The following is a 12701-nucleotide window of genomic DNA, read 5'->3' as shown; positions in this document are numbered from 1 at the left end:
CCCATACAGGCTCTGTTTCAATATGCCTGTAGTTATTGGAGAATACCAGCTATGAAGCAAGAAAAAAAAGAAGTTTGTCCAACATGTGGAGGTACCGGCGAAATCGGTTTTTTCCAGGGAGAAAGCCGGTTTCTCCTTACCCGCGAGGAATGTCCTGCCTGTTGCGGCCTCGGCTATATCTTAGCGGAAGATGAAAATGATAAAATGCAGGTATTGCCTGATAAAGCAGTATCCGGACCAGACAACACTTAACACCTGCCGTCCTTAAACAGCGTGTAATTCTGAGGCGATACCTTTCATTTACCGGAAGTACAAAGTACAATAAGTCACAATCAACTGTAAAGCAGTGCAACTATGGGGAGAGCGTACATGAAACCGCATATTTTTTGCCTTTTGCTTATATCGGCCCTGATAATGGTCAGTTGCAGTACCGTTAGTGTTAATTATGACTACGACCAAGAGGCTGACTTTGCAACAATCGAGACCTTTACCTGGCGGCAGGCTAATGCGAAAGACGATGCGCTTGAAGCCAACCCCCTGCTGAAAAAACGTGTTCTCGCGTCGATAGAAAAACATCTTGTTGCCAAAGGCTATAAAAAAGCTATAGCGACTGAACCCGATATCTACGTTGTTGCCCACGCCGGCATTCAGGAAAAAATGAGGGTTACAAACTGGGGCGGTGCAGGCGGCTATTACGCTTCACCAATGTACGGTCCATGGTGGGGAACCGATGGGTACCACAATCGGATTGACGTTAACTATTACACCGAAGGCACGCTTATAATTGATATTGTTACAGCCAAAGATAATGAACTTATCTGGCGGGGCGCTGGCACGGGACTGGTTAAGAACTACAAAAACCAGGAAAAAATGCAGAAGAACATTGATACCTATGTCGCAGACATACTCAATCACTTTCCACCTGGAAACGAAAAGGAAGGTGAAAAATAAGACAGACGTTACCCTGACCAATAGATGTTGCACATGTAGTATTAAATGCGAGTTTAAGGAAAAAAATGGCTACCAATGATCCCAAGGTCTTACCTACCAAACCAAAAAAAAGTGCCGACGCAAATAACACAGCGAGCAAAAAAGAAGAGGCTACATTTGATCTTGATAGTTACCAGTGGTTCCTGAATCGTGAATTGACATGGCTGGAATTTAACCGGCGGGTATTGCATGAAGGCCAGGATGATAGCACCCCCCTCCTGGAAAGGGTGAAATTTCTAGCCATCATCAGCAATAATTTTGACGAGTTTTTCATGAAGCGGATCGGTGGTCTCAAACAACAGGTGGGAGCCGAGTTAAAGCAACTTTCCGATGATGGAAGAACTCCCCAGCAGCAGATCGATGAATCCTATGCTGTTGTTCGCGATATACTCCACCAGCAGCAGACCTTAGAGAGTGAACTCCTGCAGTTGCTTGCAAAGGAAAGTATCCATATAATTGAATACCAAAGTTTGGACAGCGAACAATGTAAGAAACTAGATGTTTTTTTTCTGGAGAGCATTTACCCGCTTCTGACGCCGCAGGGCATGGATCCTGCCCACCCGTTCCCTTTTATATCGAACCTGTCTCTTAATTTACTGGTTGCGACCCATCACCAGAACGAAGACCACATCTACCTCAATCGCATAAAGATCCCTACCGAAATCGGTATCCCCCGATTTATAGAAATTGACGAAGGGACAGATGTGTATGTTCGTTTCGAAGACCTGGTCGCCAACAATCTCAAAACTATCTTTCCTGGTATGATTATTGATACCTGTGAATTTTTCAGGGTCACCAGGAACGCCATCACTGAAAATACTCTTGACCTGGCATCCGACCTGCTGGCCATGATTGAATCGGCACTGCAAGACCGAAAGTTTGCAGAAATTGTCCGCCTTGAGGTCAGCAGCAACATGACCCGGCAACACCGAGGCATGTTGGCAGCAGAGCTTGGTATAGATTCACGCAAGGATGTGTTTGAAGTAGACGGCATTATGGACAAACGGGATCTGTTTCAAATAGGAGCTATCCATAAGCCCCATTTACATTTCCCGCCCCACCTGCCCTTGGATCATTTTCGCCTTGCCGGCGATTCACCCAATATCTTCCACCTCATAAGGGAAGAGGGGCCCTTTTTACTACAGCATCCCTATGAATCGTTCAGTTCGTCTGTGGAACGATTTTTAAAAGAGGCCAGCACCGACCCCAAAGTACTGGCAATAAAGATGACCCTGTACAGGACTTCTGCAGATTCCAGAATTATAAAGTACCTTCTGGATGCTGCGCACAACGGCAAACAGGTTGCGGTGGTGGTGGAGCTCATGGCTAGATTTGATGAGTCTGCAAATATCCGGTGGGCAACATTCCTGGAAAAAGCAGGCATACATGTTACTTACGGTGTTGTTGGCCTAAAAACACATTCCAAGGTTATTTTTGTCGTACGCCAGGACTTTAACGGTATTAAACGATACGCCCACATAGGAACCGGCAACTACCACGCAGAGACCGCCAGATTATACAGCGACCTGGGAATACTGACTTGTGATTCGGATATCGGCAATGACCTGACCGAGCTGTTCAACTACTTGACCATGGGGTATGCGCCTCTGCGTAATTACACCAAGCTTCTTCCATCGCCCAAAGTACTGAAAGCAAAACTACTGGAATACATTCATCAGGAGATTCAACTGCATTCCGATAAAAATCCCGGTTTGATCCAGCTGAAGACCAATGCACTGACCGATTCAGACATTATAAAGGCTCTCTATCTTGCTTCTCAGGCAGGGGTACAAGTCGACTTACTTGTGCGTGACTCCTGCCTGCTCAGGCCCGGCATTCCCGGCCTTTCCGATAATATTAGAGTAGTTTCCATTGTCGGTCGTTTTTTAGAACATTCCCGCATCTACTACTTCAAACACAAAGGGGACGATAAATATTTCATTGGTTCGGCTGACCTGATGAAACGCAATCTGGAAAGAAGGGTTGAGGTGATAACGCCTGTAGAGGCGCCGGCACTGTGCAAGCAACTCCGAGAAATCATAGACCTACAACTTGCTGATAAACGCGGTGCCTGGGATATGCAGGCAGATGGGACATACATCCACAGGACACCCAGCCAACGGAGCGAGAATGCTTCGTCCCAGGAGCAGTGTATTCAAAAAAGCGCTAAACGACTGGCCGAAGCCAAGCGGCAATCTAAAAAAAAGAAATACAGTAAAAAAATCGCCAAACGAAAAAAACATTAACGGAACAGTTGGCAGCCCAGTCTACATTTCAACAAAAATTTCATTACCAATTAGCCCCTCTATTTGTGTAGAATATGGTACTCATTCAACACGTATATTCAGCAAGGTTTTATGTTTTCGGACAGCTTTGATAAGAACTAGGTGTCATAGGAGCCTGTCGGATTGAGCAATTTTTTCTTCAAATCAAGGCATTGTCGGAAAAATAAGCACAGCAATGATGAACACAGGTGCAAGCTGATCACTTACCCTCTAGTGCAATGCTTACCTGCTGAGATAATTCAGAAAAAGTAATTGGCTTTGCCATAAATCGTGTTACGCCAACCAATTTTGCTTTTTCTTGGTTGTTCTTCTCGTTTAAGCCACTACAAATAATAAGAGGGATATCTGGCCGAATTTTCAAAAACTCTTCTGCCAATTGAACTCCTGTCATATTCGGCATCGATAAATCGGTAATCACCAAGTCAAACTCTCCTGGGTTTAACCGAAATAGCTTTAAAGCGTTAAGACTGCTATTCTGAATAGTTACACGATAACCTAATGCCTTAAGTTGCATTTCTTCAACCTCAAGGATCAAATCCTCATCATCAACCAACAAGATATGTTCATTACCACTAGAAAAGCTGATGGGAGATTGAGCAATAGCTGTTTTCTTGTATGGACTTTCCACTATTGGTAGATAAACAGTAAACGTTGTTCCTTTGCCGACCTCACTGCACACCTTCATGTCACCAAGATTTTCTTGCACGATTCCGTAAACGACGGAAAGTCCTAACCCCGTTCCTTTTCCCTGGCCTTTTGTAGTGAAGTATGGATCAAAAATTTTATCAATTACATCGGGATTAATACCACATCCTGTATCAGAGACAGCCATCTTAACGTATTTTGCCGGGAGTAATGCCATTCCAGCGACATCTAGTGTATCTAAAAAAACTTCATGGAGTTCGATCATGATCTGCCCTCCATTTAACTCAACTGCATGATAGGCATTAATTATCAGATTCATTGCAATCTGATGCAAATGAGAAGGATTAACTAAAACAGACGAGCAATCGTGCTGGATATCTTCAACTATATTGATAGAAGAAGGGATCGTTGCTCTACACAGTTTTATTATTTCCTCGAGAGATGATTTAATTTGTACAGGTGAAGTAGATTGCTCTGAGGATTGGCGGCTGAATGCAAGAATTTGACTAACTAAATCTTTTGCTCTCAACGCAGCGGTATTAATACGGCTCACGTATTTCTCACATGTGCTGTTCCCTGACAACTCGCTTTTGAGCAATTCGTTATAACTCAATATAGGTTGTAGAATATTGTTAAAATCGTGGGCAATCCCTCCGGCTAAGGTGCCTATTGCTTCCATCTTTTGTGACTGGATTAATTTTGATTCAAGGTTTTTTCTTTCAGTCTCTGCTTTTCTCTGTTCTGTAATGTCTCGAATAAATCCGTAAATTAGTTGTTCTTCCCTTGCAACACTACGAGGCATTCTAGCACTAATAGCAACCCAGATCTTCTGACCATTCTTTCGGTAGCACTGCACTTCAAAACTTGATATTTCATGATTGTTTGATATCGAATCAAGCAACATAGCACGATCGCTGGGGTTAACATAAAATTGTGTCTGAATATCTGATATTTCTCCGATTAATTCTTCAGGTGAGTCGTATCCTAACATTTTTGCTGCCGCTGGATTGGCACTAATAAACCGTCCTTCCAGTGTACTCTGAAAAAGTCCTTCCAAAGCATATTCAAAAATATTTCTATATTTTTCTTCACTTTCCTTCAAGCTACTTATAGCTTGATGCAATTCTATGGACATTTGGTTGAATGTTCGTGCCAAAACCCCAATTTCATCTTTGGATCTCACTTCAACGATCTGCGAATGGTCACCATCAATAATTTTTTGTGCAATTGCTGTCATTTCTCTAACAGGGCGTAAAATTACCCACACGGCATACATAGCAATCAAAGCGATAATAACAGCAATAAGAGATCCAGCTATACACATAGATCTAATCATTCGCATTCGTCCGCTGGTCAGCTGGTTACTATAGCTCTGCAATTCATCTTCATAGACACTCGTCCCGATAACCCAATCCCAAGGAGCGTAGTAGGCAAGTCGGGCGATTTTCCAACGAGGCTCAGGATCACCTGGATTCTGCCAACGATAGCGCACTGTTGCCATGCCTCCAGGTTCAAGTTGGGTTGCTTTAAATATAATATCTTGAATGATTGGACGATTATCAAGATCACGACTAGACCAAATATCTTCTCCATCACGTTCACCTTTCCGGGAAATGACGTATCTGCCACGATCCGCACCTCGTCCACTTATGACATAGACGTAACCTGTTTTGCCAACAGATGTTTGCAGAATTGCGTTACGAATACGAACGGCAACCGCTTGCTGTTTTACTCCTACATAAAGCATCCCCATTACGTTACCATCACCATCACGAATCGGTTCATAAGTGGTTAGATACCAATCGTTCACAACATAAGCTCGCCCATGATAGGTTTCCCCACGAAGAACTGCCGTGACGACAGGGTTATTATTACCATTGGGATTTATAGCTGGAATATAAGTACTAATTGCTCGTTCACCTGTACCAGTCTGTACAGTGGTCGCGACTCTCAACATATCTCCTTTTTCGTTCATTCGCTGGAATATTGTCGCGGTTTCTCCGACTAGAGCACTTACCTTATCAACAACAGGAGTTTGTTGTTTGAACGATTTGTTCTTTTGTAGCCATTTTCCACTAATCAGCAATTTAGGTAAACGTACGGGTTTTGATGTATTTGTAAACTGATTGATTGCAACCCAATTGACTAATTCGTGCCCTAATTCTATTTTTCCTGCACTATCAAGGATATGGCGAGCCACTTTTAAATTACTATCCATTTGCTGCTGAACAGCTTCGTTTTCTGTGCGGACAAGGTTGTATATTCCCTGCGTGATATGGTTAAGATCACTGTCGATTAGTAGATTGACTTCTTCCTGTGCCAGTGTGTTGTATTCTTTGCTCTGCCATACAGCCAATAGAACAAGAGCAACAGCTGTTAAAAGTACGCTGCCTGCCCCCATGATTGCGATTTGATTGTTAAGTTTCACAAAAAAAGTCTCTAGCAAATTTTCTTCTTGAATAAATACATGTCAAGCGAAGTATGCGGTTCAAGGTTATATGTTTTATAATGCTTTGAATATCTGTACCCAGCTGGAATATTTCCATACTACTGAGTGGTATAAATAAATAGTTCTTTCATTTCAGTGTATTCAGCGCTCTAACGGTTATACCATTCCCTTTAACTACTTACAAATTTTATGTCTTCTGAACGAAGGTGACTTCCCTCGATGCAGAGTAGTGGATACTCACTTTGACTAATGGTACTAAAGCTTATAGGGGGAAGTTGAGAATTGAGAAGTCTAGGTTCGATCACGATATTTCAAATATATCATCACTGGAAAGGGTGACCACAGATAAGAAATTACCCATAAATATCTCTAGCCTAAAAGGCTTAAAGGTAACATTCTATTCTTCCAGATTATCTTGGACGGCAAGCACCTATTGGATATAGGTGAAATTGGGTACTTCGATCAGCAACCCGCTCCACGGTCAGCGTGCAGACGCCGAACTCCTGGTCAACATACCCTTCCAACAGCAATGGCCCTTTGCTGTGCAGCAAATGGCAGAACCGATCATAGACTTTTGGGAAAAAAGTACACTCCACCTGTCCGGTTTCATCTTCAAAACTTATAAATTCCATGGGGTCTCCCTTTTTGGTACCAACCACCTTACCAGCGATCATCCACCCCAGAAAACGAATACGAGGCTTACGGGTTTGCGCTTGATGTGATGCCGCGTATCGCTCAATATCCTGCGCATAAACAGTTTGCTGCTGACGGCGATGCCGATCAAACAGAACAATGGGATGACAGCCGCATAGAAATCCAAGTACCCGGTACTCGTTGCGTAACCGCTCCAGAAAATCACCCTTGGGTAAATCAGGAGGCCTCACCGATGGTGTAAAAAGAGACAGAACCCGTTTTTTTCTGTTTTTCTGCCATTTAGCAAGCAGCCAGCAAAGGGCTCCCCGGTTCTGTTCACCTTGATGGGGCTCCAGTGTATCCAAGGCACCGCAATGGATAAGAGCCAGTGCTTCATCACCTGCCGGCTCGACCCGGGACAAAAAATCCATGACCGAGGCAAACTGATGCTCCGCACGCCTTGCCACCAGAGCTTTTAGCGTTTTTTGCGACATTCCCTGCACAGCCATCAGGCCGACCTGTAACCGTTCTTTTCGGCCTGTCCAATCAATGGGACTTGTATTGACATCCGGCGGCACTACTGTCAATCCCATGCGCCTGGCCTCGGAGACGTAAGCAAAGGTCGAATAAAATCCGCCCTGATTGGAAATAACCGCAGCCATGAATTCGGCAGGATGATGGACTTTAAGATATGCCGCCTGAAAGGATACCTTGGCATAGCTTGCGGAATGGGGTTTACAAAAAGAATAGCCGTCAAAACTCATCATCATCTTCCAGATCCGGGTTGCTGTTGCTTCGGCAACCTTACGCTCTGCTGCCTTGGCAAAAAAACGGGCTTTAAAGTCTGCCAGCTTTTTCTGCTTGTCCTTTTTGGACATGATCTTGCGCAAACGATCGGCATCGCTATCGTTAAATCCAAACTGCACCGCTACTCTGGAGACATCCTCCTGGTAGACCATAATCCCGTAGCTTCCATCCAGCACATTGCCCACTAAAGGATGGAGAGGCTCCCATGAACCACCATGAAGACGACGCAGGTATTCCCGAATAAATTCATTGGCTGCAGGGCGAATGATAGAGGAGTGGATAACCAAGTGTTCAAAATCGCCGACTCTAGCTTTTTTTTGTAACAGGCGGGTGGCAGGGCTTTCGATATAAAAACAGCCCATGGTTTTCCCCTGGGCAATACTTTTTTGGGTTAAAGGATCATCTTCCGGTTGCCAGCCGGCCTCGTCAAAAGGCTCATGGTGAGAACGGATATTATCAATAGCATCCCGGATTACCCCGAGACTGCGATTACCAAGTAAATCTATCTTGACCAGTCCGGCTGTTTCGGCACCATCTTTTTCCCATTGAATGATAGGAACCCCTTTGGGCGCATACTCAACCGGTACATATCCGGAGATCGGCTCTGGGGTGATGATAACTCCGCCTGGATGAACAGAGAGATGCCGCGGAGTACCACTTATTTTTTCAGCCATGGCAAGAATACGGGGCCAGGGCCCTGTAAAATGTACGTCCCGGAGCTGTGGTAGACTTTCCAGATAGGGGAGGAAACCGTTTTGCAGACGATGAGCTCGCCCCATCCAAGGTAATTTTTTAGTAACTCTTGAAATTTCACCTCCAGGCAGGCCAAAAACCTTGGCTGTTTCACGAATAGCCATTCGTGGCTGCAGGAAAACGTGGTTGGAAACCATAGCAGCATGAACGCCGAATTCACCAAGTACACCTTCTAAAATAGCGTCGCGTTCATCCCAGGAAAAATCAACGTCAATATCCGGCGGATCACTTCGACCTGGATTCAGAAACCTGGCAAAGTAAAGGTTATGCTTTACCGGGCAGACATTGGTAATAAACAGGCAGTAGGCAACCAGGGATGCAGCACCTGACCCTCGGCCGCAGGTCCTGGCAACCGAGCCGACAATATCTTTAACGACTAGAAAATAAGAAGAGAAATGCATATCGCCAATCACCTGCAGTTCGTGCTGCAGACGAGAGAGAACTTGGGCGGGGAGGGGAGAGCCATAACGTTTAATCGCCCCCTCATGCGCTAACTGGTGCAATCGCGTATCTGCATCACCATGGCTACATGGCGGTAAAACAAGCTGGGTCGAAGGCCTGCTGAAAACGCATTTTTCAGTAATAAGCCGCACGTTCTCCATAGCCTCCGGCCATTGGCTAAAGCGGTGCGCAAATGCAGCAGGAGAGGGCATGTATTTATCAGTACCAACCGTATCCCGGGGCGATAATCTACTGATGGATACATTATTGTTGATGGCTCTGAGCAGTTGATGCAGCTTATAATCTTCCGGGGCTAAAAAAAAAGCATCAACAACGGCAACTGCCGGGATACTCCTCCCCATGGCTGCTCTACGCAAAACGCTATTGTGTTGATCGGGCTTAGTGACAAGGGCTGCCGCTGTATCAGCACCCAGTGCATGGCAATGGTAGAGCAGAGAAATAGACGTCGGCAAAATCACCAAACCCTGATGATATTGCTCCAGTGCCTGTTCCGGTTGAAAAGGTTGCTTGTTATGGTAGCAGGTAAGGAGGCGGCAAAGGTTTCGAAATCCATCCTGATTTTTCACCAGACAAAAAAAACGACCCTGCCGGGTACGTATCTCAGCTCCGATAATTGGTCGAAGTCCGTGTTCCTGGCAGGCGCTTAGATAGGTCCAAAGCCCATACACATTATTCATATCGGTTACAGCTATTGTCCTGTATCCGATTTGCCGTGCCTGGCGACATAATTCGGCCATGGAGGCGGTGCCTTCCATCATGGAATAATGGGAGTGTACACCAAGGGCAACAGAGGGTGGAAACATGGAACTAGCCCTACTGAATAGTATGGGATACAGCCTGTTGAGCAAATTGGATGCCGCGCTTGACCGCACCTGCCCCATAACGTTGACAAATCACATCGCATGCGCTGCTGATCTCTTTATCTTTCTGTTTTTTATGGCTTACATTTTCAAAAAGAGAAAGCTGCTGAACCGGCCTGCAATTTCGACTACAGGACAGAGCCAACTGTCGTAGTCGTACCCGTCTATGCCACGCCCGATACAATGCGGTAAGGGCAAGTTGCTCCAGGGAAGAATCATCTGCAGCAGGGCTTTTTGTGACAGCCTGACGAACAACCTTTACGCCATCGGTATACAACAGTTCCACTCCGACTCTTCGGCAGGCAAGCTGCCTACGTCGTAAACTGTACCCTGCCTGAGATACCAGGGTTGCCAATGCGGCACGGACAACGGTGACTTGATTCGTATCAGGGGAAAAGGTATGGGAAAAACTTCCGCCTGCAGCACTGGCGGTCGGTGGCTGCACAGGTGTCTGATCGATACCACGGACAGCCTGATACAGTGCCCTGGAACGACTACCACAAATAATGCTCAAATCCTCTACGCTCAGAGCTGCGACCTGATACACCTTGATGATATGCAAATTCCGTAACCGGCACAGATCTGCCGGGGCGACACCAGGGAGCAGGGCAACAGGCAAGGGCGCAAGAAAAGATTCCTCTTCTCCGGCGGCAACAATATATTCCCCCACCGGCTTAACCAGACGGCTCGCCACTTTTGCGGTCAGTTTATTGGGAGCTACTGACCATATAGGATCAAGCCCCAAGTCTTGGAGCAAAATCTTACGCAGGCGCCAGCCAATATCAGGTGGCGGACCAAAAAGGCGATGGGTCCCGGTAACATCAAGATACAGGTGGCCGTTGCCGTTGGAACATTCGACCAAAGGGGTAAAATGTCGAGCCCGATTGAAACACTCTACAAGCATTTTTCGGTACTTTTCCTGTTGCGGGGGGAGCACAACTGCCCCCCGACAGCGTTTTCTGGCGGTGCTGAGCAGCATCCCTTTACGCACCCCCTCCTGGTAAGCCTCTTCGCTCATATCGTAGACAAGCGACCGTGAGGCCTGTGGTGCGATGATAAGTGGCCTGCTACGCAGTGTGCTGTCAATCAGACGCTCCACTGCAACACTGAAATCAGCAATATTCAGGTGAATAACTTTTTTTTCCATCCTTGCAAAGTACAGTAAAGTATAGACAATGTAAATAATGCCTGTACAATAAAAACAACGGCAGAGGAAAAAATCAGTGCAATAGATTGCCTAACTGCCGGGCATTATGAACGGCTTGGCCGGCGACATGGTTATTGAAAAAAATCAGCCCCTGATTGGAGGCATTCCGACAAGGAAGGATAACCTCGTGCTTGAGACAATCCAGTTCCTGAAAAGTATAACTGTAGTTAAACTGCTGCTGCATATTGCCGGAATACCACCCTCCTGCATTACGGCCATGGAGACGAATATAAAAAAGATCAGGATTGGTAACAATCCCAAGACAGGGAAAAAGATTGGGAAGGGGAGGAGCGTCGATAGTAACAAGAGTGATTTTCCGTTGTTCCAAACCTTTAAATACCAGGTCATGAGCCCAGGAACAATGACGAAATTCAACGGCAAGGGGCAAAGAATGCAACTGATCAAAAAGCTCAGCAAGATACAGGCGGTTTGTACGGGTACGAGTAAAAGAGGGAGGGAACTGTAATAGGATAGCAAGAAGGTTACCATTGTTAAGCAGGGGTTCTACCCCCTGACAATAAAGCCGAGCTTGCTGTTGCCACTCGTCACTGATTTCATGGGTCATAGTACGAGTGAGTTTTGCGGTAAAAAAAAAGGAGGGCGGCACTCGACTTGCCATACGTTCCAAGGATTCAACCCTGGGCATCTGGTACCATGTATAATTGAGCTCTACCACTGGAAACAATTTGCTGTATAACGTCAACATATGGGCAGACTTTGTCCCTGCGGGATAAATGCCTGCTTCTATCCATTCGGGGTAGGAAAAACCACAGGTACCAATACGAACATCCGGCACTGACATTATAAGCCGGCCATTTGTTCCGGCCCACGGTGAATACCTACCAAAAGCCCCTGAATAAGGACTGTACCCAATCCGTAACGCATAGGTTTATACTTGTCATTTTCCGGCACCAGCTCGATATGGTCCCCTCTATAAAAAAAACGTTTGATCGTAGCTTCTTCGTTACCAATCAGGGCGACAACAATTTCCCCGTTTTCCGCAAACTGCCTGGGTTCGCAGATCGCCAGGTCCCCATCGAGAATACCGACTTTCTCCATGGAATCACCCTGCACGTGGAGAGCAAACAGGTTGTCGCCCCGATAAATGGTTCTATCAACACATACGTATCCAGCCCACTCTTGCTGAGCGTACAGTGGCATACCGGCAGCAACTCTGCCAATGATCGGTATCGAACGGCTCAGGGAGTGGTCACTTTCCGCCGCTCCATTGATCAAGGTTACAGACCTGCTATATCGTCCTTCGCGCTTAATCCAGCCTTTTTCCTGAAGGGTTTGCAGCATACTCGCCACTGCTGTATGGCTGATATGCAGATCACTGGCAGCCTGCCTCAGGCTCGGAGTGTGACCAGACTGATCAAGTTGCAGTTGCAGATAATCCAGAAATTGCCGCTGCTTTGGGGTGAGGGGACGTTGTTGGGACATAAATGGTTATCCTCATGCATTGTAGACGTTTCATCAAATGTAATATTACATTTTAAAAGTGCAAGCAGAAAAACCACAATGTTATCATCAGGCCGGATGCACAGAAGAAAACTAAACAAAAGGAACCATTCAACGAATGACAAATCTCCTTGCTTTACCTCCGAGCT

The 12701-nt window shown here is 45.8% G+C and carries 8 protein-coding genes; 3 read left to right on the top strand and 5 right to left on the bottom strand.

What is annotated here, in order from left to right:
• Positions 1–51: 51 nt before the first annotated feature.
• The 3 genes from ACHZCY_RS02590 (at position 52) to ppk1 (ending at position 3236) form a co-directional block, all read left to right on the top strand.
• Positions 52–252 carry a hypothetical protein gene (locus ACHZCY_RS02590; RefSeq protein ID WP_319547729.1) on the top strand — a complete coding sequence of 67 codons (201 nt, stop codon included), beginning with the start codon at positions 52–54 and terminating at the stop codon, positions 250–252.
• A 117-nt stretch (positions 253–369) separates the two neighbouring features.
• Positions 370–951, top strand: a complete 582-nt coding sequence (locus ACHZCY_RS02585) for a DUF4136 domain-containing protein (RefSeq protein ID WP_319547728.1) — start codon at positions 370–372, stop codon at positions 949–951.
• A gap of 65 nt (positions 952–1016) precedes the next feature.
• Positions 1017–3236: a polyphosphate kinase 1 gene (gene ppk1 / locus ACHZCY_RS02580; RefSeq protein WP_319547727.1), complete on the top strand. Its 2220-nt coding sequence runs from the start codon at positions 1017–1019 to the stop codon at positions 3234–3236.
• Between the two features lie 238 nt (positions 3237–3474).
• Here the strand turns inward: ppk1 and ACHZCY_RS02575 are convergent, their stop codons facing one another.
• The 5 genes from ACHZCY_RS02575 to lexA form a co-directional block, all read right to left on the bottom strand.
• On the bottom strand, positions 3475–6348 hold the full coding sequence (locus ACHZCY_RS02575) for a Cache 3/Cache 2 fusion domain-containing protein (RefSeq protein WP_319547726.1): 2874 nt from the start codon (positions 6346–6348) through the stop codon (positions 3475–3477).
• A gap of 431 nt (positions 6349–6779) precedes the next feature.
• Positions 6780–9827 carry a DNA polymerase III subunit alpha gene (locus ACHZCY_RS02570; RefSeq protein WP_319547725.1) on the bottom strand — a complete coding sequence of 1016 codons (3048 nt, stop codon included), beginning with the start codon at positions 9825–9827 and terminating at the stop codon, positions 6780–6782.
• A gap of 10 nt (positions 9828–9837) precedes the next feature.
• Positions 9838–11031: a DNA polymerase Y family protein gene (locus ACHZCY_RS02565; RefSeq protein WP_205221302.1), complete on the bottom strand. Its 1194-nt coding sequence runs from the start codon at positions 11029–11031 to the stop codon at positions 9838–9840.
• A gap of 73 nt (positions 11032–11104) precedes the next feature.
• On the bottom strand, positions 11105–11893 hold the full coding sequence (locus ACHZCY_RS02560; RefSeq protein WP_319547724.1) for a DUF72 domain-containing protein: 789 nt from the start codon (positions 11891–11893) through the stop codon (positions 11105–11107).
• Positions 11893–12534, bottom strand: a complete 642-nt coding sequence (gene lexA, locus ACHZCY_RS02555) for a transcriptional repressor LexA (RefSeq protein WP_319547723.1) — start codon at positions 12532–12534, stop codon at positions 11893–11895. The genes ACHZCY_RS02560 and lexA overlap by 1 nt, the downstream gene beginning before the upstream one ends.
• Positions 12535–12701: the final 167 nt, after the last annotated feature.

Origin of the sequence: Desulfogranum marinum, from assembly GCF_963675105.2 — a bacterium.
Classification (GTDB): domain Bacteria; phylum Desulfobacterota; class Desulfobulbia; order Desulfobulbales; family Desulfobulbaceae; genus Desulfogranum; species Desulfogranum marinum.
Note: the sequence above shows the minus strand (reverse complement) of the source record. Positions and strands in the feature narration are given on the sequence as shown.

Coding starts and splice junctions, on each gene's coding strand:
- ACHZCY_RS02590 (WP_319547729.1), top strand. CDS start 52: ATGAAGCAAGAAAAAAAAGAAGTTTGTCCAACATGTGGAGGTACCGGC.
- ACHZCY_RS02585 (WP_319547728.1), top strand. CDS start 370: ATGAAACCGCATATTTTTTGCCTTTTGCTTATATCGGCCCTGATAATG.
- ppk1 (WP_319547727.1), top strand. CDS start 1,017: ATGGCTACCAATGATCCCAAGGTCTTACCTACCAAACCAAAAAAAAGT.
- ACHZCY_RS02570 (WP_319547725.1), bottom strand. CDS start 9,827: ATGTTTCCACCCTCTGTTGCCCTTGGTGTACACTCCCATTATTCCATG.
- ACHZCY_RS02565 (WP_205221302.1), bottom strand. CDS start 11,031: ATGGAAAAAAAAGTTATTCACCTGAATATTGCTGATTTCAGTGTTGCA.
- ACHZCY_RS02560 (WP_319547724.1), bottom strand. CDS start 11,893: ATGTCAGTGCCGGATGTTCGTATTGGTACCTGTGGTTTTTCCTACCCC.
- lexA (WP_319547723.1), bottom strand. CDS start 12,534: ATGTCCCAACAACGTCCCCTCACCCCAAAGCAGCGGCAATTTCTGGAT.